Source organism: Exiguobacterium sp. s152 (assembly GCF_018618335.1).
Lineage (GTDB): Bacteria > Bacillota > Bacilli > Exiguobacteriales > Exiguobacteriaceae > Exiguobacterium > Exiguobacterium chiriqhucha.
The window spans coordinates 274,032-297,327 of the sequence record NZ_JACSLX010000001.1; the positions used below are offsets into that span (position 1 = coordinate 274,032).

Consider the following 23,296-nt stretch of genomic DNA (forward strand, 5'->3'; position numbering starts at 1 on the left):
TTACTCTCTCCTCTACACTGTCTAAACTAAGATTCTACCGAATCTACCTTAACATGGAAAGAGCCAAAGCAGAAACCTGCTTTGGCGCTCTCCTATCTATCGGTTGCCTTATTTACGATCGTCGAGGTCTTCAAACTCCGCGTCGACGACGTTGTCGTCTTTCGCTTCCGTCTGTGTCTCGGCACCTTCAGCACCTTGCTCTTCAGCCATGTTCGCATATACTTTTTGCGTCAATTCTTGAACGACGTTTGACAATTCGTCTTTCGCCGTACGGATTGCTTCGAGGTCTGTGCCTTCGAGTGCTGACTTGGCTTTTTCTTTCGCCGCTTCAGCACGTTCTTTGTCAGCCGCATCGACTTTGTCGCCAAGGTCTTTGATCGCTTTGTCTGTCGCGAAGACGAGTTGGTCCGTTTCGTTGCGGAGTTCGGCTTCTTCTTTACGCTGTTTGTCCGCTTCTGCGTTCGCTTCCGCTTCTTTTACCATGCGCTCGATTTCAGCCTCATCGATACCTGAAGACGATTGGATCGTAATCGACTGCTCTTTGTTCGTACCGAGGTCTTTCGCCGATACGTGAACGATTCCGTTCGCATCGATGTCGAATTTGACTTCGATTTGCGGCACACCGCGTGGTGCCGGCGGGATGTCCGTCAATTGGAAGCGGCCGAGCGTCTTGTTATCCGGCGCCATCGGGCGTTCCCCTTGGAGGACGTGGATGTCTACGGCCGGCTGGTTGTCAGCTGCCGTCGAGAAGACTTGTGATTTCGAAGTCGGGATCGTCGTGTTACGGTCAATCAACTTCGTCATCACGCCACCCATCGTCTCGATACCGAGCGAGAGCGGAGTCACGTCGAGAAGGACGACGTCTTTGACGTCACCAGCGAGGACGCCACCTTGGATGGCGGCACCGAGGGCGACGACTTCATCCGGGTTCACGCCTTTGAACGGCTCTTTCTTCGTGAAGTCGTGAATCGCTTTTTGAACCGCTGGGATACGTGTCGAACCACCGACGAGGATGATCTTGTCGAGGTCAGACGGTGTAAGACCTGAGTCTTTCAACGCGCGGCGTGTCGGCTCCATCGTGCGCTCGACAAGGTCGGCTGTCAACTCTTCGAATTTCGCACGTGTGAGTGTCGTTTCAAGGTGAAGCGGACCAGCTGCTCCGGCCGTGATGAACGGAAGGCTGATGTGCGCGCTCGTCACACCTGAAAGATCTTTCTTCGCTTTCTCGGCTGCATCTTTCAAACGTTGAAGCGCCATCTTGTCTTGAGCGAGGTCGATGCCGTTCTCTTTTTTGAATTCAGCTACGAGATAGTCGATAACTTTTTGGTCAAAGTCGTCACCACCGAGACGGTTGTCCCCTGCTGTTGCGACAACTTCGAAGACGCCGTCGCCAAGTTCGAGAATCGAGACGTCGAACGTACCGCCACCGAGGTCATAAATCAAGATCGTGTGGTCTTCACCTTTATCGAGACCGTAAGCGAGTGCAGCTGCCGTCGGCTCGTTGATGATTCGTTTGACGTCGAGACCGGCGATTTTCCCTGCGTCTTTCGTCGCTTGACGCTCCGCATCGTTGAAGTAGGCAGGTACAGTGATGACTGCTTCCGTCACCGTTTCACCGAGGTAGTCTTCTGCATCTTTTTTCAATTTCTGCAAAATGATTGCCGAGATCTCTTGCGGCGTGAATTTCTTGCCGTCAACTTCGACCGTATGCGACGTTCCCATGTGACGCTTAATCGATTGAATCGTGTTCGGGTTCGTGATCGCTTGACGTTTCGCTACTTCCCCGACTTGACGCTCTTCGCCTTTGAATGCGACGACAGATGGTGTCGTACGGTTCCCTTCTGCGTTCGAGATGACGACTGCTTCGCCACCTTCCATGACTGCCACACATGAGTTCGTTGTACCTAAGTCAATTCCGATAATTTTACCCATTGTCTATTCCTCCATCTAATTAAGTAATGTTATTCTGAGACTTTTACCATGCTCGGACGAATGACGCGTCCGTGCATCGTGTACCCTTTTTGAAGCTCCATCGTCACGATGCCCGATTCGAACTCATCGCTCGGCTCTTGCATGACCGCTTGATGATAGTTCGGGTCGAACGGTTGACCAACCGCTTCAATCACTTCGACGTTCTCACCGTTCAAGACGTCGAGTAACTGGCGGTGAATCATGTCGACGCCCGCTTGAATCTGCTTGGCGTCGTCCGAAGTCGCCTCGACTTGGAGCGCGCGCTCGAAGTTATCGATGAGCGGAATCAACTTCTCGACGACCGTCTGTGACGCGAACTTCACGCGTTTCGCGTTCTCTTCGTTCGTCCGACGACGGAAGTTGTCAAAGTCCGCACGGATGCGGAGCTCGCTCGCTTTGAGTGCGTCGATTTCTTTTTGTAAATCCGTCCCTTCAGAAGTTTCTTCCACAATCTCAACATTTGAAACCTCTTCTGCTTCGACAGCCTCTGTCTGTTTCGGATCAAAATCTTTTTCTTCGAGCACTTCTTCTGGTTCAGGCCCGTTTTGTTTGTCAGTTGTCATAATGAGGCTCCTTTCCATCACTCTTCTAATTTCGTTCGCCTTAACGCCTCAATGATTTGTCCCATCATTTGGACACCGTGTCGATAGTCCATCCGGGTCGGTCCAATCATGGCGATTGTCCCGAACGTCTTCCCGTCGAGCGTATAGTCGGACGTGATGACGCTACAATTTTGAAGCGCGACGATGCCATTCTCGCTACCAATGCTCACATAAATCTCGCGGTTTGGCAACGATTCGAGCCAGTCGGTCAACCGTTCCTGTTCATCGATCCATTCGAGGAACGGACGCAACGTGTCGAGCGTCTGAAACTCAGGTTGGTTGAAGATGTTCTTCTTCCCCCCTAGATATAGCGAAGCAGGATGTTGGACTTCGAAGGTCGATTGAATGAGTTGCATCATGAACTCAAATTGTTCCTGGTGCGCGAGTCGAAGTTTGGCCACTTCTTCCCCGATTCGGAACTTTAGCTGACCGAGTGGAGTCCCTTTGAGACGATCGTTCAAGAAACGAATCGTCTGTTCGACCAAGTCAGGCGCCATCGGAGAGTCGAATACAACCGTCCGATGTTCGACGTGGGCTTGATCGGTCACAATCAAGACGACGCCTCGCCGTTCGTCGAGCGGCATCAAGTCGATTCGGGCCAGGCGATTCATCTGGCTGTTCGGACCGAGTGCCACCGTCGTATAGTTGGTCAAATCAGAGAGCAGGTCAGCGGCTTGACGGATGAGCACTTCCGACTCTTGGGCCGAAGCGCGCAGTCGTTCACCGAGACGATACGTCTCGCGCTCGTCGATGATTTTCGTCTCGACGAGATGGTCGACATAATACCGATAGCCGATTTCAGACGGGATTCGTCCAGCCGACGTATGCGGCTTTTCAATCAAACCCATGTCTTCTAAATCGGCCATGTCGTTACGGATTGTCGCCGAACTGAATGATAAGTCATCCCGCTTCGATAACGTCCGCGACCCGACCGGTTGGGCCGTCTGAATATAATCATCGATGATCGCTCGTAAAATGAGCAATTGTCTCTCTGTCAGCACAACATCACTCCTCTCTGAAGGATTGGACTCGCTTTATTAGCACTCATATTTACTGAGTGCTAATCACACTTCAAATATAATCATGTTCTCCTTATTTGTCAATTCATTTGGCTCATTTTTTCCAGTCCGTTCAAGCGTTCGGATATGCATGTTTCGTCAACATTCGGTATGATACGAAATGAGGTGATTAGATGTTTACAACACAACAATTCGACGTATTCACGCAAGACGGACTCGACGCCCGGATGGCCGGGATCCGCTCAGAGATTCAACCGCTGTTTCACCGGATTTATGACGAGGTCGGGCCTCAGCTCGAAGCCGACGTCGGCATCCCGCTCTATTTACATGTCGCCAAGCATGCCCGCCGGACGGTCAATCCGCCGAAGGACACGTGGATGGCGATCTGCCATGACAAACGCGGCTATAAGAAACATCCCCATTTCCAGGTCGGCTTATTCGACGACCGCGTCTTCGTCTGGCTCGCCTTCATCTATGAGATGCCGAACAAGGAAGCAATCGGCCGCCGACTTATGGCACTCGACTTCAAATCGGATTTCCCTGACTTCCATATCGCCGGGGACCATATGAAGAAAGACGCGTTTTTAATCGAGGATATGTCGTCCGAATCGATTGAGACGATGACGGAACGCTTCGCGACCGTGAAAAAAGCTGACTTCTTAATCGGCCGCCAACTTCCGGCCGATGCGTCGATTCTTCAAAACGAAGCCGCCTTCTTGGCGCTCGTCGAGGATACGTTCAGCCGGCTCATGCCGATTTATCGTGACCTCGTCTTATAAACAATCAAGGGCGGACCCAAGTCGGGTCCGCCCTATTTTTATGATAATGAAGGTTGATCGTGAGCGTCATTCACACGCGCTTCACCGATGAAGGCCGCGAACGCCTCATTGGCGAGCGGGAGTCCCGACTCGGTCAAGCGGACGTGTGTGTCCGTCGTCTCAATCAACCGCTTCGCCTCGAGCTCCGTCAAGACGTGCCCGAACACCGAACGCATCGATACACCGTACTTCGACTCGAACGTCGCAAACGACACGCCTTGGCGCATCCGAAGTCCGAGGAACAGCTCTTCTTCCATCTTCTCGAACGTCTCGAGCGTCGTCGTATTGCGGACCGGTAACCCCTCCGCTTTGATATAGTGCGGAATCGGGGCGATGTTCGCCCGACGTTCCCCGTTCAAATAACTGTGTGCGCCGGCGCCGAAGCCGTAATACTCTTCGTTGCGCCAGTACACTTGGTTATGACGGCTCTCCCGTCCTTCAAGGCTATAGTTTGAAATCTCATATTGTTTCAATCCACGCCGTTCGAGCGTCTCCATCACTTTTAAATACATCGCGACTTCGATATCTTCGCCCGGAAGGCGCAGCTTCCCTTTTCGCTCTTGAATCGCGAACACGGTGTGCGGCTCGAGAATCAACGAATAGGAAGACACGTGTTGAATCGGGAGCTCGAACGCTAAGTTGAGGTCGCGCTCAATCTGCTCGAGCGTCTGTTCCGGCAAACCGAACATCAAGTCAATCGAGATGTTATCGAATCGCTTCGCAGCTTCCGTCACGGTCGCAAACACGTCATCGGCCCGGTGCGTCCGTCCGATGCGCTCGAGTCCGCCGTCGTCGAACGTTTGGACGCCGAAACTGACGCGGTTGACCCCTCCTTGCTTCATCGTGTCGAGTTTCTCCGCACTGACGAAGTTCGGGTTCGCCTCGACCGAATACTCCAAATTCGGAGACGCGAGCGGGAGCAGATGACGTGCGACCATGTCCATGAGTCGTTTCATCTGCGCCTCATTGAGCGCCGTCGGTGTCCCACCGCCGATAAAGATCGTCTCGATCGTATCGGTCGGGTATTGTTCGAGCGAGAGGATGATTTCCCGTTCAAGTGCATCTAAATAGTCATCAACCGGTTGGTTCTTTAAGAACACCTTGTTGAAATCACAGTAATAACAAATATGTTCACAAAATGGAATGTGAAGATATACGGCTTTAGCCATGGCGGCCACCCCTTTCTTCTCTTCCATTTATAACGCTTTTCACGCCGAGACGCCACTCTGCACGTTCAATCGAACCGATGAATGAACAGACCGCTCTTCAGTTTCGGTTCGAACCACGTCGATTTTGGCGGCATTTGACCGTTCTCGTCGGCGACGCGCATCAGCTCTTCCATCGCTGTGGCGTAGCACGTCAATACGACGACGTCATCACGTTCAGCCAAGTCGGCGAGTCGTTTCGGTGCGTCCTTGCCGCCGATGAAATCGATTCGATGATCAGTGCGAACGTCCGTGACGTGAAAATATGGTTCGAGCACATCCCGTTGCAACGTCGCGACATCGAGTATCGTCGTCGTCTGTCGTTTTTTGAGCACGTGATGTTCACCGCGATACGACAAGCCGAACGTGCCTCGTTCATTCGGCACTTGCAACTCAGCCACTGGTTCGATGTCATATGAGAAAGCGAGACCATCGAGTAGCGCCATCACTTCTTCCGGGGCCACTTGATTCAAAATCCGGTGATACGGTAAAATCGTCAGCTCATCACTCGGGAACAAGACGCCGAGGAAGTGGTCCCGCTCTTGTTTCGATTCCCCTTCATGAATCGGGCTCCGTGCGACGACGGCTGCGGCTTTGGCCCGGTGATGCCCATCTGCGATATAGATAGCCGGAATGCTGGCCCCGAGAATGATGATGCGTGCTTGATGCTTGGATGGCACGGCATAGCCTTCATGGATGACACCTTCACTGTCCGTGAAGGCAAACAACGCCTCTCCTGTCGTCGCGTCGTCCAAGATGCGACGCAACCCTTCGTCCGGCGCGTGGCTCATCAAAATCGGGCCCGTGTGCGCTTTCGTCGCCGATACGTGCTCGACGCGTTCGCGTTCTTTCGCGGCACGGGTGTGCTCATGAATCTTGATGCGACCGGCCTCATAATCGGTCATCGAGAATGTGGCGACGAGCCCTGTCTGGATACGCCCTTGATCGGTGAGCCGGTAAACATAAAACCCGTGAGTCCGTTCGGTCAACTCGCTCTCATAAAGCCGTTCGAGCTCATGACGGGCCCGTTGTCCCCACGCTTCGAGCGGCATGTCCGCCGTGAACACTTCTGGTTTATCGACCGTAAGGAACGAGTCGGGACGCAGTTTGACGTCCTCACGTGCTTGTTCGACGCTGACGATATCGTACGGGTCGGCGGCGACGTTCTCGGGATGGGTTGGCATGTATGGGGCAAATGGTTTGAATACGACCATGATCATTCCTCCTTAAAATTCGCGGACGCGCATGACGCCCTCGATGTCGTACAAGGCGTTCACAGATAGCGTCTCATGTTTATGGTTGTCGATGTCGATTAACGTATAGGCCACGTCGTTGCGGCTCCGGTTGACCATGTTGTCGATATTGATTCCGTTCTCGGCGAGCCGGCTCGCGATTTGACCGACCATGTTCGGGACGTTCAAATGGAGCACGGCCAAACGCCGCTTGCCGACATAAGGGAGCTCCGTGTTCGGGAAATTGGCCGAGTTTCGGATGCTACCGGTCTCGAGATACAGTTTGAGCGTATCGACGGCTTGGATTGCACAGTTCACCTCAGACTCGTGGGTCGAGGCGCCGAGATGCGGAAACGCGACGACTTGCGGATGTCCAAGCAGCACTTGTTTCGGGAAGTCGGTGATGTATGTCGCCACGTTGTCATCGAGCGCTTCTAACAAATCGGCGTCATTCACGAGTTCACCCCGCGCGAAATTCAAAACGGTAGCGCCCGGTTTCATCTGCTTGAACCATGTCGCATCAATCATGTGGCGCGTGTCATCCGTGAGCGGCATATGAATCGTCAGGATGTCGACGTCGGCGAGCAACTCGCTCAACTGCTTCGCCCGTTTTACTTGTTGTGAGATATTCCAGGCCCCGTCGACCGATAAGTGCGGGTCGTACCCGATGACGTCGATGCCGAGATGGAGCAAATCGTTCGCGAGTGACGCCCCGATTGCACCGAGACCGACGATGCCGACGCGCTTGCCTCGCAGTTCGGATCCGACGAAACGCCGTTTCTGTTGTTCCATGGCTTCTTCGAGCGATGTCTGATCGGCAAACGTGTGATTGTTGACCCAGTTCGCCCCTTCCAAAATCGGACGGACCGATAACAGCATGCTGGCGAGCACGAGTTCTTTGACCGCGTTCGCATTCGCGCCCGGCGTATGGAACACGACGACCCCTTGACGGGCGAGCCGGTCGAGCGGGATATTGTTCACGCCGGCACCGGCCCGGGCGATGGCGAGCAAGTAAGGCGGGATGTCCGCCTGATGGACGTCATGGCTCCGAATGACCCAGGCGTCCGCTTGTTCGGCGTCATTGACGGCATACTCGTTCGGCTTGAAACGCCGTAACCCGTCTTCTGCGATTTGATTATACGTTTTTATATGAAACATCTTGTCCCTCCTGTTCAAACTCATGCATCACATCGATGAGACGCTTCACGCCTTCGAGCGGCATCGCGTTGTATAGACTGGCTCGCAGGCCGCCGACCGAACGGTGACCCCCGAGCTCGATTAACCCGCGTGCCTCGGCGAATCGTTGAAACGCCCGGTCCGTCTCGGCATCCCCGGTCGTGAACGGGATGTTCGTCAGCGACCGCTGCTTGCCCGAGACGACGGCATGAAACAGTGGCGATGCATCCAAGGCGTCGTAAAATAGACCACTCTTCTCGACGTTGCGACGTTCCATCGCCTCGACCCCGCCTTCTCCCTCGACCCAGGCGAGCACGCGCTCGGCGACGTATAGATTGAACGTCGATGGCGTGTTGAGCAGCGTATCAACGTGCTTGCTATACGCGAGGTATGACGGCAAGTCACGGTCGACAATCAAATCGCGACGGATGATGACGAGCGTCAATCCAGCCGGCCCGATATTTTTTTGGGCACCGGCATATAATAACCCATAGCGCTTGACGTCAATCGCTTCCGCCAAGATGTTCGACGAGACGTCGGCGACGATCGGGACTCCCGTGTCCGGCAGTTCCGTATAGCGCGTCCCTTCAATCGTGTTGTTCAACGTCACATGAAGATAGTCGACGTCTGAAATCGTCTTCGGCCATGCGGGAAGGTCTCGATACTTGACCGCTGCCGAACTGCCGGCGACGACGACGTCACCGTAGTGTTTCGCATCAGCAATCGCCTTTTTCGACCAAATCCCGCTGTCGAGATAGACGAAGCGCCCCGACTCGCGCAGGTTCATCGGCACCATCGAGAATTGTAGGGTGGCACCGCCTTGTAGAAACAGGACGGCATAGTCGTCAGGAATCTGCATCAACCGCCGCAGTCTCGCCTCGAGCTGCTCGACGATTGTGGCGAACGTGTCGGAACGGTGACTCATCTCGACGATGGACACCCCTTGTTTATAGGAAAGAAACTCGGCTTGCACTTCACGTAAGACCGGTTCCGGCAAGACGCCCGGCCCGGCTGAAAAATTATAGATCACTGCCACTCCTCCTCTATTTCTCTGTAAGTACGTACTATTCCGTGCCTGATGTGCCGAATCCTGCCAAATGACAAAAATCGCCCTTATCCGGAGATAAGGGCGAACGATTATTCTTCGTCCATCGACAAGACGGACATGAACGCTTCTTGCGGCACTTCGACGGAACCAACCATCTTCATGCGCTTTTTACCTTCTTTTTGCTTCTCGAGCAATTTACGTTTCCGCGAGATGTCACCACCGTAACATTTGGCGAGAACGTTCTTACGGAGTGCCTTAATTGTCGAGCGGGCCACAATCTTCGTTCCGACTGCTGCTTGAATCGGCACTTCGAACTGCATCCGCGGGATGAGTGCTTTCAGCTTCTCAACGATGACTTTCCCACGTTCGTAGGCGAAATCACGGTGCACGATGAAGCTCAAGGCATCGACGAGCTCGTTGTTGAGGAGGATATCCATCTTGACGAGTCGCGACGGACGATAGCCGATCAAATCGTAATCAAGCGACGCATACCCTTTCGTGCTCGACTTCAACTGGTCGAAGAAGTCGTAGACGATCTCACTGAGCGGGATGTCGTACGTGATTTTGACGCGGGTCGTGTCGATATACTGCATATCGATGAAGCTACCGCGTTTCTTCTGACAGAGCTCCATGATGGCACCGACATAATCGTTCGGTGTCATGATGGCCGCTTTGACGTATGGCTCTTCAATCGATTCAATTTTTTGCTGTTCTGGCATCTTCGATGGGTTGTCGACGTGGATGACGTCCCCTGCTGTCGTCGTGACGTGATAGATAACCGACGGTGCCGTCGTAATCAAATCAATGCCGAATTCGCGCTCGATTCGCTCTTGAATGATTTCCATGTGGAGCATGCCGAGGAATCCGCTCCGGAATCCGAATCCGAGTGCCTGTGACGTCTCCGGCTCGAACTCGAGCGCCGCGTCCGACAACTGAAGCCGTTCAAGCGCTTCACGCAAATCGTTGTACTTCGCCGCGTCAATCGGATAGAGACCGCAGTATACCATCGGGTTCATCTTCCGGTAACCCGGGAGTTGTTCCGTCGAAGGGTTTTTGGCGAGTGTGATCGTATCACCGACACGAACGTCGCCGACCGTTTTAATCGACGCCGAGAGCGTCCCAACGTCGCCGACATTCAATTCTTTCACCGATAACGGTTTCGGTGTCGAGACGCCGAGGTCCGTGACTTCAAACGATTTACCCGTCGACATCATTTGTACCTTATCTCCGACTTTGACCGAACCATTGACGATTCGAATCGAAGCGACGACGCCGCGATAAGCGTCATAATACGAGTCGAAAATCAACGCCTGAAGTGGCGCTGACGGATCTCCCGTCGGTGCTGGTACGAGTTCGACGATCTGTTCGAGAATCTCTTCAATCCCGATTCCCGCTTTGGCCGAAGCCGGTACGGCATCACTCGCATCCAGACCGATGACGTCCTCAATCTCTTGACGGACGCGTTCGACGTCCGCAGATGGCAAGTCGATCTTGTTAATGACCGGGATGATTTCAAGGTCGTTATCAAGCGCGAGATAAACGTTCGCGAGCGTCTGGGCCTCGATGCCTTGCGCCGCATCGACGACGAGGACAGCCCCTTCACATGCTGCGAGTGAACGTGACACTTCATACGTGAAGTCGACGTGTCCCGGTGTATCGATCAAGTGAAGGATGTACTCTTCTCCGTCTTTTGCGGTATAGTTCAATTTAACGGCGTTCAACTTGATTGTAATCCCACGTTCCCGTTCGAGATCCATCGCATCGAGCGTCTGTTCTTTCATTTCACGCGCCGTGAGCGCACCAGTTCTTTCGAGAATCCGGTCAGCGAGCGTCGACTTCCCATGATCGATGTGAGCGATGATAGAAAAGTTCCGAATCTTCTTCTGACGATTCTCTAATTCTTGTTTATTCATATATGGGTTCACCTATCCTTCTCATGCATACCGTGTCATTATATCAAAATCCTAAGTTAATGTGTACGACCTACTTCAACAATACCACATATAGTTTTCAGAATAATCATCAAGTGGTTGCTTTTCGAATAAGCGTTTGCTACAATTGTGCTTGTTCTGTTGAATGATTACTTGAAGTAATAAGAACATACACTTTCTTGTTTCAGGGGGTGACAAAACAATGGCAAACATCAAATCAGCAATCAAACGTGCAAAAACTTCTGAAAAGCGTCGCGTCGCGAACTCGCAAGAGAAAGCAGCAATGCGTACAGCAGTGAAACGTGTTGACGCTCTCGTACTCGAAGGAAACAAAGAAGCTGCTCAAGAAGCTTTCGTCCTCGCTACGAAGAAAATCGACAAAGCTGCAGCAAAAGGTCTTATCCACCAAAACAAAGCTGGCCGTGACAAATCACGTCTTGCAGCTCGCATCGCAGCTCTCTAATTAGAGACTAAAACGAAACAGCCGCCTCCATTAGGAGCCGGCTGTTTTTTGGGTCCGCATGACGTAATGGTCGCCAATGCCTGGGATGTCAAAAGCGTCACCGACCGTCTCCAATCCGTTCCGTTCATAAAACCGGACCGCGATGGCTCGGGCGTTACACCACCAGTCGGCATCGAGCTCACGATGGAGCGCCTGCAAGAAGGCAGAGCCGATGCCCCTCCCGGCGACATCGGGAGCGGTCGCCATGCCGCGCAATTGAAACGGCACGCGGTCGCCCGCAAACTCACGGCTTTGCCGCATGACGGTCGCAATCGACACGACACGACCATCTTCGACCCAGGCGAAGTGACGCGTCGTCTCCGCGTCATCCCCTTCAAAATAACACGTCTCTACCGGCAACCCCGGCCGCAACACTTCATGCCGAAGCGGAATCACCGCTTCTAACCCTACTTCCTGTAACCCCATGTCCTCACCTCACAGTAATGTCAATTGGCAGACGAGCGTATCAAACACGATCTGCTTGTCACCCCGTCCCGTCTTCATCGCCTCATCCGCGTCGGCAATCAATGTCAGTGCCCGTCCGAGCTGAGCCTCGGAGAAATTTCGGCTCGCTTGCGAGGCCAGTTTCACCGTATACGGATGCGCCCCGATTTTCGAGGCGATTTGCTTCTCGCCATACCCCTTCTCCGTCAGCTGTTTCGCGAGATACATATTCCGATACTGTCGCGCGAGGAGTGCTAACAAACCGATCAGCTCTTGACCTTGCTTCTCTAAATCACGGACGAGCCGAAGCGCCGCATCCGCACGCCGAGCCACTAAGAATTCGGACAGTTGGAACACGTTGTCTTCGAGTGTCCGCGGGACAAGGTCGTTGACGATCTCAATCGGAATCTCTGCCCCTTCACTCGCGTACAGTTGCAACTTCTCGAGCTCGCGGACGAGTTTGCCCCAATCATCCTGACAGAGGAATAACAGCCGTTCGACGGTCGCCCGCTCCATCTTTTGGCCGCGCCGGTTCAATTCGTCGCCTACGTAGCGCATCAGCTCCGACTGGCTCGGCTTTTTCGCTTCGAGCACGATGGCCCGCTCTTTCAAGCGCTTGACGACTTTTTTCCGTTCGTCGAGCTTCTCCGCTTCGATAATAAAGACGAGTACGGAATAAGGCGCCGGTTGTAACGCGTATTCAGTCAATCGCTCGACGTTTTGCTTTTGCTTCTCTTTTGCCCCCGTCAAGAACTGCGCTTGTTTGACGATGACGGTCCGATACTCGCTAAAGAACGGCACCGTCTCCGCCTCATCGAGCGCCGTGTCGAGTGACGTCTCGTGCAAGTCGAGCTGCATGACATCAAAGTGGTCACCAGATGGGTTGGCCGCTTTGATGATGGCCCGCTCCCACGTCTCTAGCAAATATTTTTCTGTCCCAAACAGGACGTACACGTTTGACAACTTTCCGTTATGCAGCCACGGTTCATTCAAAACACACACCACTTTCACAATTTATTCTTATCTAAACATAGATTATCTTTCACTGATTCGCTATACTTAGGACGGAACCATTTCAAGGAGGGACTCACTATGCATATTAACTCTGTTCGCCCACAAAGCGAAAACCCGTTCGAGAACGACGTACAGTGCAAACGTAACGATGCCATCGATTCAGCAATCGGCTTCATCGTCCCGTTCGGCTTTTTCTTCACCATCTTCGCGATTGGTGTCCTCATCAAGTTCTTGAGCTTATAAGTCAGTCAGAAAGCGATTGCCCCGGGGGAGCAATCGCTTTTTTAGTTTATCATAGTTTTTCATGGCGGTACTGCCTTCGTCACAATCCCACGACACCGATTTCGTTCACAGATGACCATCCCGTCCTCGTCCGTCCGTAATACCCGCTTTCCCTCGAGACGTTGCAGCGTGTCAAGATGCGGATGTCCATAACGATTGTTCCTTCCGACACTGATGATGATCCACTCCGGATTGATTCGGTTCAACAGCGCCTCACTTGACGATGTGTTCGACCCATGATGCCCTAGTTTGAACACATCGACGTCAACGGTCGGAATCATATCTTCCCGCGTGTCCGGCAAATCCCCTGTCAATAAATACGTGAGCGCCCCGACCTGCATGAACAGCGACACCGAGTTCGCATTCTCGTCCTCGCCCGCCTCATCCGGTGCGACGATCCACATCCACGGGTACGGCCTGTCCCCGCTCGACAGGAGCCGGATGGGGACTTGATAGGTCTCCAGCTCGGCCAGTAACTCGTCTCGTTTGCCTTGATCCGCTACTTCCGCCGAGAGCCACACCTCATCGACTTCGATGGACGAGAGCAAACCGGACAGTCCGCCGACGTGATCATGATCGGCATGGGTAAGCAACAAGAAGTTGAGGCGCGTCTCCCCTCGCTTCCATATGTACGGGGCGACGACGTCCGCTCCCGGGTCATAGGTGGACCGTTTCGATTCTTTCGGGTCTTGAAACACTCCGCCGACATCGATGACGCCCGTGACCTCGCCGTATTCGACGACGACGGCATCGCCTTGTCCGACGTCTAAAAACGTGACGCGCGGCTCTTCGACCCATTCAAGGACGCCATGCATGAGCAAGAGCGCAATCACGGCAAGCCCCCAACCACTCCATCGTTTCCACTCAAGGAGCATCAATCCGCCCCACAGGACGACAGCGAGGCCAAGAGCGTGCCAAAACGTAAACTCATGCAACGGGAGCCAAGGTCGCCAGTCGTGATGCAGGGCGAACGTCCCATTCAGGCCATCGAGGATCGGATGCAGGAGTGGTTCAGCGGTCGGCACGATATACGCGAACAGGGCGAGCGGAATGACGATCCAGGAAATTAAGAAAGCGCCGACGACGTTATACACGGGTGCCAACACCGATATAATCGGTTGAACAGGCCATAACAAGATGAGCCCGAACCATTGAGCATATACGGCCAGCCCAAACGGTCCTGTCCAAATCGAACGAGTCACGAGCAAGAACAACGTCATCGCAACCGTCAACTGAAATCCTAAATTCCATAGCAAGTACGGTTGCAAGACGAGCAAGAACGCCGCGCACCAACTGAGCAACCGAATCGGGTCGCGGACACGGTAACCGAACAGTGACAGCCCGAGCAACACGTCGGCGACGAGCACGGCCCGCGCCACTGGCGGCGAAAACCCGGTCAACCATCCGAACAACGTGACCACAACGAGAATCAACATTGTCTTCGTCTCACGTCGCAACGGCAACGGCCGCGTCGTCCAACGCAATCCGAGCACGAGGAGCGCGATATGTGACCCGGAGATGACGAGCAGATGGAGCAGGCCGGTCACCCGGTAAGAGAACGAGGTATCCTCATCGAGTAACCGACTCTCTCCGAACAATAACGCCTCCATATAAAGCGCCACATCCGGCCGATACGTCGTCTCGATTCTCGCGAGCTGTCGTTCCTTCCAACGAAGCATCCGTCCACTCATGCCGTCACTCGGACGACACGCCTCGATGGCGACGTCACTCCCTTTGAACGCAAGTCCGGCCCCGTACGCCCAAGCCGCCTCGTCGAACCCACCCGTATTGCGCAACGGTGCGAACGGGATCTGCGTGAACGTGACGAGGCACGTCTCTCCGGGACGACCAAGCGAGAGGTCACGACCGGTTAATACACCCTTCTTTTCGTCGATTTGTCCATACAGCCGCGCCGATTGGCCATTGTCCCGCCGGCTCTCGATGGCGAACAGAGAGGGTCCGTCCTCCGCCGGCAACGGTTCGGCGTCAGAACGTACGAACACGAACAGGACGAGCAGGACGGCACCGACGTGCGCATAGACGGATTGACCACGCCAAGTGAATGCGATGGCTACAGACAACATGAGGCAGAGGGCGACTGATCCGTGTATCCCGGCAATAAATAGGCTGATTGGCAACAATGGATACAGTGGCATGTCATGGAACCAAGAGATAACCTTCCATGCTTTCTAACGTCTTCTCTCCGAACCCTTTGACGTTGCCGATCTCTTCATATGACTTGAACGGTCCATGCTGTTTCAAATGATTGAGAATCGCCTCGGCTTTGGCCGGACCGATGCCCGGTACGGTCATCAATTCGTCCTTCGTCGCACTGTTGACATGGACCCCGTTCGTCCCCCCGCCCGCTTCTTCAGCGGCCGGCACAACGACCGTCTCCCCTTTTTTCGGGACGCTCACTTTCGTCCCATCGACGAGCAATTGGGCCAAATTCAATTGTTCGGGATCAGCCTCGGCCGTCAAGACGGCGAGAGACAACACATCCCCGACACGGGCCCCTTGCGGCATCGTATACATATCGGGCGCCTCAACCGCCCCGGTCACATAGACGACGATTTCGGTCGGGACGCTCGGCTCGATTTCCGGCTCGGGTGTCGCCACGAACTGTTCGACCACCGGCCTCTCCGGTTCTTTCGAGTAAAACATATAGCCCACCCCAATGAATAATCCGACGAGCAGCACGACGACATACCGTCTCCACTTTTCCATACGTCTCCTCCTCGCGTGAGTCTTCCCTCTAGTATGAGCAAATAGACACCGGTGCGCCCGTTCCGCCTTTGACGTTTCTGACGCGCTTATGACCCTGATGGACGTGTGTCTCATCCGCTTCGAGACGACAAAAAAGAGACAAGCCGAAACTTGTCTCAGTGCTCTTCAAAATGTTGGACTTGACTCGCGAGTGCGGCGGCCTGCCCTTCTAACTCCTGCATCAAGGCGAAAATTTGATCGAAGCTCGCTTGTTGCTCTTTCATCGAGGCCGCGACTTCTTCATTGCCCGCCGCGAGTTCCTCGGTTACGCCGCTCACTTCCTCGACCCGTTTCAAGACGTTCGTGACTTCCGTGCTCGATGCGACCATCTCGCGCTCGATCGTCCCGACGAACGAGGCGACGTGGTCGGTCCGGTCATGGATTCGACTGAACGCCTGCTTCGTCAATCCGAACGCCTCTAGCTGTGCCGTCTGCTCACGACTCGACTCTTCGACCATGTCCGTCAAGCGGGCGACCTCATCGCGAATCGTCTGGACGACCCCGAAAATCGAACGTGTCGCCACGTTACTTTCTTCAGCCAGTTTCTTGACTTCGCTGGCGACGACTGCAAACCCTCGTCCGGCCTCCCCAGCCCGTGCAGCCTCGATGGCGGCGTTCAAAGCGAGCAGGTTCGTCTGGGCGGCGACGTCTTCCACGAGTTTTGCCATTTTTTCAATCTCTTCAGTCTTCCGGGCGAAGTCATCCATCCGATTGACGAGTGATGCGTTGCGCGCGCTCGAGCGCTCTAGAATCGCTTCCTGGTCCGTCAGCGTCTCGATACCGGCCGCGACTTCACGAGTCATCTCGGTCGTCTGTTCAGTCGTCTGCTTCGTCTGGTTCAAACTCGTCTCGAACGAGGTCGCCATGATGCCGACCGATTCGAGCGTCTCTTGCAGTTCCGTTGCAATCGACTGCGCCCCGTTCGCCATCTCATCGACCGCATTCGTGATGTTCGACGTCGTGCTGACCACGGCCTCGTTCTCGGCGGCCGCTGTCTCCGTCATATCGTTCACTTTCATCGACGTGACGCGAATGGACCCGATGACCGTCTGGAGCGACATCGTCATCTCTTGCATAGCCCGCTCTAACCGTCCGATTTCATCACGGCGCGTCGAATCCGGCAACGTAATTAACCGGCCGGCCGCGATCGCTTCCGCCGCCTCAACGTTTCGCTCGAGCGGATGGGTGATTGAGCGAGCGAAGAAGAAGTTATAGACACTGAGTGCGCCGATGACGAAGACCGTCAACAATACCGATACGAGCAAGAGACGTTTCGTCTCGCTCGCCGCCTCGGCCTGAAGCGCCTCATAGAACGTGCCATTTTTCAAGAGGAGTGTGTTCACATCGTTCAATACCCCTTCGAGTTTGGCGGCTTGAATCCGGGCCGCAATTCCGCCAGCCTCGGCCGTCTCCACTTCAGCTTCAATCCGTTCATACTTCGTCGTCGCCCGTTCAAGGTGCGTCGCGAACTCCGGAATCAGATATGTTTGTTCGAGCATCGCAAACGTTTCTCCGTTCGTCGCCCGGATGCGCTCGAGTTGCGTCAGCGTCGATTGACTCATCTGCTCACCGAGCGATGTCCAAAGCGACTGTTCCTGCAAGAGCGACGTCTCGAGCTGTGACAGCTCAATCATTTGCGTGCCGTATTGTTCATTGTACGTCTGTAGACGATTGAGTGTCGTCAAAACGTAACTCATCATCAACACAATCAACAAGACCGTGAACACGGTCGAAAAGATAAACCGTTTCCGTAAACTCATTTCAGCGTCCCCTCCATCAACTGTTTCTGAAACGCCTCAAACTGTTTTGTCTCTTCGTCATCCCACTGGACACGACGAAGAGCGGCCAAACCGACACCGCCTTGATCGATTCCGAGTTCGACGTGGGTGTTGAATGCCTCGTTCTCGAGTCGATTCGCGATTTCAACGATGGCCAAATCAACTTGTTTCAACATCGACGTGATGACCGCGTCCGGTGCAATCATCGATTGATCACTGTCGACACCGATGGCCTTCACACCGTTCCGCTCAGCTGCCTCTAGAACTCCGACCCCTGTCAGTCCTGCAGCGGCGTATAACACGTCCGCTCCGGCTTCAATCTGTTTCTCTGCCAATTCGCGCCCGATTTCAGGTGAGGCAAAATCGTTCGCATAGTCGACGAGCATCGTCACGTCATCGTTGACACTTTTCGCTCCGAGTTCGAAGCCAGTCCCAAACTTTTGAATTAGTTCGTTGTCAACGCCCCCGATAAATCCGATTTTGTTCGATTCCGTCTCGAGCCCCGCGACTGCCCCGGCTAGCGCACTGCCTTCCGTCTCTTTGAACGTCACGGACATGACGTTCGGTAACGTCGATACGGCATCAATCAACGCAAACTGTTGCTCCGGATGTTCGGCCGCTACCGCTTCCAAGTCCTCTTGACAAGCGAACCCGAGCCCGATGATGACGTCATGTCCGTCGGCGACGAGCTGTTCGAACCCGGCCTTGTACGTTTCCGTCTCATCCAACTCACGGTAATCGACGAACCATTCCCCCGTCTCACGGAGTTGTCCCATGCCGCGCATCGCAGCATCGCTGAATGACTGGTCCCCGAGACCAACATCAGACAAGACGACGCCCATCGATTGACGGGTTTCAACGGTTGCTTCCGGTTGGTCAATCACAGACTGACAACCTGGCAACCAAGTCACACATGCGGCCAACAAGCCGATGATGAGTGATTTCTTCATAATCGCTACTTCCTCTCTATAATGGTCTGACATCTCACTTATCGTCAGAAACCGATTGAGTTTGAAGCCTTTCGTTTCAAATTTAGGGGAATTTGAGTGAAACAAAAAAAGCCACAGACGATGACTTGTCTGTGGCTCCCTACTTATTCTTCCGTCGCGGCGAACGTTGACTCGCTCAACTCGCGATTCTCACTCGGCTGAACGTTGCCTTTTCCAGCAAAGTTGTCGAGTAAATCTTTCATATCGATTCCTGACGACGCTTTGAGCGTCTGTTGCAGCGATGCCATCAAGTCGGTGGCGTAACCCGTGACTTTGCCGGCTCCGCCGTCTTTGCCGCTGCCCGTATCGACGACCGTAATCTTGTCGATATTGCCAAGCGGTGCTGCGATTTGTTTCGCATAATCCGGAAGCATCTTGACGACCATGTCGAGGATGGCGGCTTGACCATACTGCTCGAACGCTTCGGCAATCTTTTGTTTCGCTTCGGCTTCAGCGAGACCCGTCAAGCGGATAATGTCGGCTTCAGCTTCCCCTTTGGCCCGTTCCGAATCGGCCTCGGCCACACCGGCGAGGCGGACCCGTTCGGCGTCGGCTTTCGCTTCCGCTTCGATGCGGTACTTCTCGGCGTCGGCTGCGGCGATTTGACGTGCCTTGTCGGCTTCGGCTGATTGCTCGATTGCGTAACGGTCGGCGTCGGCTTTCTTCTTCACTTCTGAATCGTACTGCTTCTCACGACGCATGATTTCTTTCTCTTCGAGCTCGATTTGCTTTTGACGTTCGATGATTTGGACCTGCATCTGTTGCTCGGTGACTTCTTGTTTGGCGCGGGCCTCTTCAAGTTCATACGCTTGGTCGGCGCGGGCCTTGGCGACGTCTTGTTCACGGCGATACGCCGCGATGCGAAGCTGATTCTCTTTCTCGGCTTCCGCGATTTCTGAAGCACGTTCAAGTTCTGCTTTCTTCGCGTCCTTCATCGCTTCTGCTTGTTTGATGCGCGTCTCTTTGTCCGCTTCGGCCGTGGCGATATCGGCATCTCGTTTCACTTGCGCGATTCGCGGCTTCCCGAGTGATTCAAGATAGCCGTTCTTGTCACGAACATCTTTGATGGTGAACGAGACGATAACGAGACCCATCTTGGCCAAGTCTTGTGAGGCGACGCGTTGCACTTCTTGTGAGAACTTATCACGGTTCTTATAAATCTCTTCAACTGTCATTGAACCGAGGATTGAACGGAGGTGACCTTCGAGCACTTCTTTCGCCTCGTTCTCGCGTTCGATTTTCGGTTTGCCGAGGAATTGTTCGGCCGCCGTGGCAATCTCACTGATCGAGCCGCCGATTTTGATGATGGCCGTCCCGTCCGCCATGACCGGTACACCTTGCTCGGTATACACTTCCGGCGTCGTCACTTCGAGCTTGCTCGAGAGAAGACTGAGTGGTTCAGCCTGCTGGAACACCGGCAAGACGAACGTTCCGCCCCCACGGATAATCTTCACGCGGTTGCCCGAAGCGTCGCTATGGACGTTCTTTTTTCCTAAATAGCTGCCGGTGACGATGAGCGCCTCATCTGGTCCGACCGTGCGATACTTCAACACGAAGACGAAAATCAAGGCGAGCAAAATCACCCCGACGATAATACTGGCTAAAATGGCTGTGTTCATACGTTAAAACTCCTTTCGGATTGTCGGTTCGTCATACTCCATGACGACCGCAATGTTTCGTTCGACTTCGATGATGACGACGCGTTGTGTCGTATCGATGGCTTTTCCGTCGACACTCTTGGCCGTTTTCAGTACGGATCCCGTCACCGATTCGACGAGCACTTCTCCAAACCCACCTTCTGGGACCGGGACCGTCAAGCGACCAATCAGGCCGACGAGGGATTCATCGGTCATCCCGATTGATTCTTCCGCGTTCGATAGCGGCAAGAGGACGAATAAGTACAGGAGCGTCGTGAGCGCGAATGAACCGACGAGGGCGACGGCAAGCCCTATCATCGGCGACACGTGGGCAAGCGCATTTAAAATCAATCCGATTCCCGCACCGAGTGCTAAAAAGGATAAGATGACGGCGGGATTGAACCAACCATCAAATACATCGAATGCATCTGAAAAAATCATGTACACGAATGTACCGAGACCCGCGATGATGAGTACCCACCAATACAGCTGATCTAACGATTCCATTACCACTCCTCCTCGGCGCGACGCTGTCGTTCGTACGAAAGGACGCGGCGCAAATGTTCGACTTCGAGCGCGAGCGCCTGTTCAATCGTGTCCCACTCTGCCAACGGTCGGGTCGGCTGATCGACCGACTGTCGGACCCGTCCTAACGTCTGCTCGAGACGTAAGCGATCATAGCGGTCGACCGCCTCCATCCGTTCTTGTCGCAGAAGTGACAAATAGTGATCGACTTCCGCTTGTAACGCAATGATTTGCTCGGTCGCCGCTTCCGACGAATCCTGCATGAGCAAGCGACGCACCCTGACTTGATGGGCGATCAGTTTTGCAATCCGAGCTTCTAGCTCGAGAATATGTTTATAGAGAGATTCTGCCTCATCTTCATCCGTGTCATCGCGCCACCACATCTCCGACTCACCTCGCTTCTTTCTTTACTCACTTGTCTATACGTTTAGAGCGAAACTTTGGTTTCAAAATATCTAAAAAAAATGTAAGATTGATTTGCTAACGTTAGAAAGGAAGTGCTCACATTGGGCAATCAAGTCATTAAATTATCAGCTACCGCCCAGGAGGAACTCATCGCGAGTTATCGGGCCCATTCAGTCAATCCTCCGCCACACGCACGATTCAGTGCCAAAACACCTCAGTGTGTGATTACGGTCTACAATTCGGGTAAAGTCATGTTCCAGGGACGCGATGCCGACACGGAAGCCGCCAAATGGGGAACGAGCATTAAAAAAGAACCGAGCGTTCCGAAAAATGTTCTGCCGGAAGGCTTTTCGGACTGGTCTGTCATCGGGAGCGACGAAGTCGGAAAAGGTGATTATTTCGGACCGCTCGTCGTCGTCGCCGCCTACGTGCCAAAAGAGAAAATCGCTCTCGTCAAAGAGCTCGGGGTCAAAGACTCCAAACTGCTGTCGGATACAGAGATCGTCCGAATCGCCAAAGACTTGCACGTCACCATCACCTATCAGAAGGCGACGTTACACAATCCGGCGTATAATAAAATGCAACGGACGATGACACAAGGCAAAATGACGGCCATCGCCCATAACGCCGCCTTGTCGGCCTTATTACAGAAGCTCGATGCGACACCGGACGCCATTTTAATCGATCAGTTCGCTGAAAAGAACATCTACTATAACCACCTTCGGTCCGAAAAAGCAGTCGTCAAAGACGACGTCTATTTCTCGACGAAAGCGGAAGGACTGCATGTCGCCGTGGCCGCCGCCTCGATTCTCGCTCGCGCCTTGTTCTTAAAAGAAATGGACAAGTTAAGTGCGACACTCGGGGTCACGTTACCGAAAGGCGCCGGCGCCAAAGTCGACCAAGTCGCGGCCGATTTGATTCTTCGTTATGGTCAATCCTGTTTGAACGAGGTCGCGAAAGTTCACTTCGCCAACACGAAAAAAGCAATCCGGTTGAGCGAGTTGAAACGATAGTTCTACATTTGTAGATATGGTATATTGTTTTTAGGGTTTAATGAACTTAAAAATTTTTGGAGGATAGCGTTCATGTTGCATTATAAAACGTACACATTAAGCGACGACCATCCTTGGGTCATCTTCATCCATGGCGCGGGTGGAAGTCTGTCGCATTGGTATCGTCAAATTCGGCCGTTCAAAAAGAAATATAACGTGCTCCTGCTCGACCTACGCGGACATGGCGGCTCTTACAACGCAGAACAGTCGTTGAATCAACCGCTGAACGCGTATACGCTCGATGTCGTTGTCGAAGACGTCGTCGAGGTCATGGACCACTTACAGATTGAAAAAGGCCACATGGTCGGCCTATCGCTCGGGACGATTGTCATTCAAGCGATGTTCGAGCACCATCCGGAACGAATCGCTTCAGTCGTGCTCGGCGGGGCCATCGTCAAGTTCAACGTCCGCTCGACGTTGTTGATTCGCCTCGGTAGCCTCGTACAGAGCTTCGTGCCGTACATGTGGCTATATCAGCTGTTCGCGTGGATTTTATTACCGAAGAAGCGTCATAAGAAATCACGCATGATGTTCGTCCGCGATGCGGCCAACCTGTGTCAACGCGAGTTCATCCGCTGGTTCAAGATGACCGAGAATATGAATCCGTTGCTTCGTCATTTCTCTTCGATCGAGACGAACGTACCGATTCTCTATATTATGGGTGACGAGGACTACATGTTCCTCGAAGCCGTCGAACGGACCGCGAAACATCAGCCGACGGCTCGTGTCCAAGTCGTCACTGACTCGGGCCATGTCGTCAACGTCGACCAACCCGATCATTTCAATTCAATCTCGATGGCATTCATCGATCAACAAGTTGGCTCACTTGCAGCCAGCACGTCTTAATACGAGACGATCCTTCATTGGGTCGTCTTTCTTTTTGAGCGGTTTTCAATTTTT

22 protein-coding genes are annotated in these 23,296 nt (G+C 53.6%); 5 read left to right on the forward strand and 17 right to left on the reverse strand.

The window, feature by feature from the left end; genetic code table 11:
• Positions 1–108 precede the first annotated feature (108 nt).
• From dnaK to hrcA, 3 genes are read right to left on the reverse strand one after another with little or no spacing between them, the layout of a single operon-like run.
• Entirely contained in the window at positions 109–1,932 is a 1,824-nt protein-coding gene (gene dnaK, locus KNP72_RS01460) for a molecular chaperone DnaK (protein WP_214831879.1), read from the reverse strand.
• Positions 1,933–1,961: 29 nt separating this feature from the next.
• Positions 1,962–2,534: a nucleotide exchange factor GrpE gene (gene grpE, locus KNP72_RS01465; RefSeq protein WP_214831880.1), complete on the reverse strand. Its 573-nt coding sequence runs from the start codon at positions 2,532–2,534 to the stop codon at positions 1,962–1,964.
• 17 nt (positions 2,535–2,551) lie between these two features.
• On the reverse strand, positions 2,552–3,574 hold the full coding sequence (gene hrcA, locus KNP72_RS01470; protein WP_214831881.1) for a heat-inducible transcriptional repressor HrcA: 1,023 nt from the start codon (positions 3,572–3,574) through the stop codon (positions 2,552–2,554).
• Between the two features lie 191 nt (positions 3,575–3,765).
• On the opposite strand from hrcA, the gene KNP72_RS01475 reads away from it, so the two are divergent.
• Positions 3,766–4,371: a DUF1054 domain-containing protein gene (locus KNP72_RS01475; RefSeq protein WP_029595208.1), complete on the forward strand. Its 606-nt coding sequence runs from the start codon at positions 3,766–3,768 to the stop codon at positions 4,369–4,371.
• Positions 4,372–4,409: 38 nt separating this feature from the next.
• Here the strand turns inward: KNP72_RS01475 and hemW are convergent, their stop codons facing one another.
• From hemW to lepA, 5 genes are all read right to left on the reverse strand, one after another.
• On the reverse strand, positions 4,410–5,579 hold the full coding sequence (gene hemW / locus KNP72_RS01480; protein WP_214831883.1) for a radical SAM family heme chaperone HemW: 1,170 nt from the start codon (positions 5,577–5,579) through the stop codon (positions 4,410–4,412).
• A gap of 65 nt (positions 5,580–5,644) precedes the next feature.
• Positions 5,645–6,829, reverse strand: a complete 1,185-nt coding sequence (locus tag KNP72_RS01485; RefSeq protein ID WP_214831885.1) for a DUF1015 domain-containing protein — start codon at positions 6,827–6,829, stop codon at positions 5,645–5,647.
• A gap of 12 nt (positions 6,830–6,841) precedes the next feature.
• Complete coding sequence (locus tag KNP72_RS01490; protein ID WP_214717448.1) at positions 6,842–8,005, reverse strand: 3-phosphoglycerate dehydrogenase family protein; 1,164 nt, start codon at positions 8,003–8,005, stop codon at positions 6,842–6,844.
• Positions 7,983–9,059, reverse strand: coding sequence for a 3-phosphoserine/phosphohydroxythreonine transaminase (gene serC, locus KNP72_RS01495; protein WP_214831887.1), 1,077 nt, complete (start codon positions 9,057–9,059; stop codon positions 7,983–7,985). The genes KNP72_RS01490 and serC overlap by 23 nt, the downstream gene beginning before the upstream one ends.
• Before the next feature lie 101 nt (positions 9,060–9,160).
• Positions 9,161–10,984, reverse strand: coding sequence for a translation elongation factor 4 (gene lepA / locus KNP72_RS01500; protein WP_214717459.1), 1,824 nt, complete (start codon positions 10,982–10,984; stop codon positions 9,161–9,163).
• Between the two features lie 220 nt (positions 10,985–11,204).
• Here lepA and rpsT point away from each other — a divergent pair, with 220 nt between their 5' ends.
• Complete coding sequence (gene rpsT, locus KNP72_RS01505) at positions 11,205–11,465, forward strand: 30S ribosomal protein S20 (RefSeq protein WP_021065661.1); 261 nt, start codon at positions 11,205–11,207, stop codon at positions 11,463–11,465.
• 30 nt (positions 11,466–11,495) lie between these two features.
• On the opposite strand, the gene KNP72_RS01510 is transcribed toward rpsT, so the two are convergent.
• Complete coding sequence (locus KNP72_RS01510) at positions 11,496–11,930, reverse strand: GNAT family N-acetyltransferase (protein WP_214717460.1); 435 nt, start codon at positions 11,928–11,930, stop codon at positions 11,496–11,498.
• Positions 11,931–11,939: 9 nt separating this feature from the next.
• Positions 11,940–12,950, reverse strand: coding sequence for a DNA polymerase III subunit delta (holA, locus tag KNP72_RS01515; RefSeq protein WP_286038505.1), 1,011 nt, complete (start codon positions 12,948–12,950; stop codon positions 11,940–11,942).
• Positions 12,951–13,040: 90 nt separating this feature from the next.
• Between holA and KNP72_RS01520 the strand changes: the two genes are divergently transcribed.
• Positions 13,041–13,205, forward strand: a complete 165-nt coding sequence (locus KNP72_RS01520; protein WP_016508105.1) for a YqzM family protein — start codon at positions 13,041–13,043, stop codon at positions 13,203–13,205.
• A 59-nt stretch (positions 13,206–13,264) separates the two neighbouring features.
• Here the strand turns inward: KNP72_RS01520 and KNP72_RS01525 are convergent, their stop codons facing one another.
• From KNP72_RS01525 to KNP72_RS01555, 7 genes are all read right to left on the reverse strand, one after another.
• Positions 13,265–15,400, reverse strand: coding sequence for a ComEC/Rec2 family competence protein (locus KNP72_RS01525; protein WP_214831889.1), 2,136 nt, complete (start codon positions 15,398–15,400; stop codon positions 13,265–13,267).
• Between the two features lies 1 nt (position 15,401).
• Positions 15,402–15,971: a helix-hairpin-helix domain-containing protein gene (locus KNP72_RS01530; RefSeq protein ID WP_214717467.1), complete on the reverse strand. Its 570-nt coding sequence runs from the start codon at positions 15,969–15,971 to the stop codon at positions 15,402–15,404.
• Positions 15,972–16,126: 155 nt separating this feature from the next.
• Positions 16,127–17,770: a methyl-accepting chemotaxis protein gene (locus KNP72_RS01535; RefSeq protein WP_029595200.1), complete on the reverse strand. Its 1,644-nt coding sequence runs from the start codon at positions 17,768–17,770 to the stop codon at positions 16,127–16,129.
• Positions 17,767–18,738 carry a BMP family lipoprotein gene (locus KNP72_RS01540; RefSeq protein ID WP_029595199.1) on the reverse strand — a complete coding sequence of 324 codons (972 nt, stop codon included), beginning with the start codon at positions 18,736–18,738 and terminating at the stop codon, positions 17,767–17,769. The genes KNP72_RS01535 and KNP72_RS01540 overlap by 4 nt, the downstream gene beginning before the upstream one ends.
• Positions 18,739–18,881: 143 nt before the next feature.
• On the reverse strand, positions 18,882–20,396 hold the full coding sequence (locus tag KNP72_RS01545; protein ID WP_214831890.1) for a flotillin lipid rafts scaffold protein FloT: 1,515 nt from the start codon (positions 20,394–20,396) through the stop codon (positions 18,882–18,884).
• A 3-nt stretch (positions 20,397–20,399) separates the two neighbouring features.
• A complete protein-coding gene (locus KNP72_RS01550; protein WP_021065653.1) occupies positions 20,400–20,921 on the reverse strand; it encodes an NfeD family membrane protein in 522 nt (173 codons plus the stop codon).
• A complete protein-coding gene (locus KNP72_RS01555; protein ID WP_128122213.1) occupies positions 20,921–21,322 on the reverse strand; it encodes a hypothetical protein in 402 nt (133 codons plus the stop codon). The genes KNP72_RS01550 and KNP72_RS01555 overlap by 1 nt, the downstream gene beginning before the upstream one ends.
• Positions 21,323–21,445: 123 nt before the next feature.
• Here KNP72_RS01555 and rnhC point away from each other — a divergent pair, with 123 nt between their 5' ends.
• Both rnhC and KNP72_RS01565 read left to right on the forward strand, forming a co-directional pair.
• Positions 21,446–22,357, forward strand: coding sequence for a ribonuclease HIII (gene rnhC, locus KNP72_RS01560; RefSeq protein WP_214717479.1), 912 nt, complete (start codon positions 21,446–21,448; stop codon positions 22,355–22,357).
• A 72-nt stretch (positions 22,358–22,429) separates the two neighbouring features.
• Positions 22,430–23,242 (forward strand): alpha/beta fold hydrolase, encoded by an 813-nt coding sequence (locus KNP72_RS01565; RefSeq protein ID WP_021065650.1) that lies wholly within the window; start codon positions 22,430–22,432, stop codon positions 23,240–23,242.
• Positions 23,243–23,296: the final 54 nt, after the last annotated feature.

Bases quoted from the DNA above. Each gene is read 5' to 3' on its own strand.
- KNP72_RS01530 (WP_214717467.1), bottom strand. From the start codon at position 15,971: ATGGAAAAGTGGAGACGGTATGTCGTCGTGCTGCTCGTCGGATTATTC.
- KNP72_RS01510 (WP_214717460.1), bottom strand. From the start codon at position 11,930: ATGGGGTTACAGGAAGTAGGGTTAGAAGCGGTGATTCCGCTTCGGCAT.
- KNP72_RS01475 (WP_029595208.1), top strand. From the start codon at position 3,766: ATGTTTACAACACAACAATTCGACGTATTCACGCAAGACGGACTCGAC.
- KNP72_RS01540 (WP_029595199.1), bottom strand. From the start codon at position 18,738: ATGAAGAAATCACTCATCATCGGCTTGTTGGCCGCATGTGTGACTTGG.
- KNP72_RS01555 (WP_128122213.1), bottom strand. From the start codon at position 21,322: ATGTGGTGGCGCGATGACACGGATGAAGATGAGGCAGAATCTCTCTAT.
- KNP72_RS01490 (WP_214717448.1), bottom strand. From the start codon at position 8,005: ATGTTTCATATAAAAACGTATAATCAAATCGCAGAAGACGGGTTACGG.
- grpE (WP_214831880.1), bottom strand. From the start codon at position 2,534: ATGACAACTGACAAACAAAACGGGCCTGAACCAGAAGAAGTGCTCGAA.
- KNP72_RS01535 (WP_029595200.1), bottom strand. From the start codon at position 17,770: ATGAGTTTACGGAAACGGTTTATCTTTTCGACCGTGTTCACGGTCTTG.
- dnaK (WP_214831879.1), bottom strand. From the start codon at position 1,932: ATGGGTAAAATTATCGGAATTGACTTAGGTACAACGAACTCATGTGTG.
- KNP72_RS01485 (WP_214831885.1), bottom strand. From the start codon at position 6,829: ATGGTCGTATTCAAACCATTTGCCCCATACATGCCAACCCATCCCGAG.
- KNP72_RS01545 (WP_214831890.1), bottom strand. From the start codon at position 20,396: ATGAACACAGCCATTTTAGCCAGTATTATCGTCGGGGTGATTTTGCTC.
- KNP72_RS01565 (WP_021065650.1), top strand. From the start codon at position 22,430: ATGTTGCATTATAAAACGTACACATTAAGCGACGACCATCCTTGGGTC.
- KNP72_RS01520 (WP_016508105.1), top strand. From the start codon at position 13,041: ATGCATATTAACTCTGTTCGCCCACAAAGCGAAAACCCGTTCGAGAAC.
- KNP72_RS01550 (WP_021065653.1), bottom strand. From the start codon at position 20,921: ATGGAATCGTTAGATCAGCTGTATTGGTGGGTACTCATCATCGCGGGT.
- rpsT (WP_021065661.1), top strand. From the start codon at position 11,205: ATGGCAAACATCAAATCAGCAATCAAACGTGCAAAAACTTCTGAAAAG.
- KNP72_RS01525 (WP_214831889.1), bottom strand. From the start codon at position 15,400: ATGCCACTGTATCCATTGTTGCCAATCAGCCTATTTATTGCCGGGATA.
- hemW (WP_214831883.1), bottom strand. From the start codon at position 5,579: ATGGCTAAAGCCGTATATCTTCACATTCCATTTTGTGAACATATTTGT.
- lepA (WP_214717459.1), bottom strand. From the start codon at position 10,984: ATGAATAAACAAGAATTAGAGAATCGTCAGAAGAAGATTCGGAACTTT.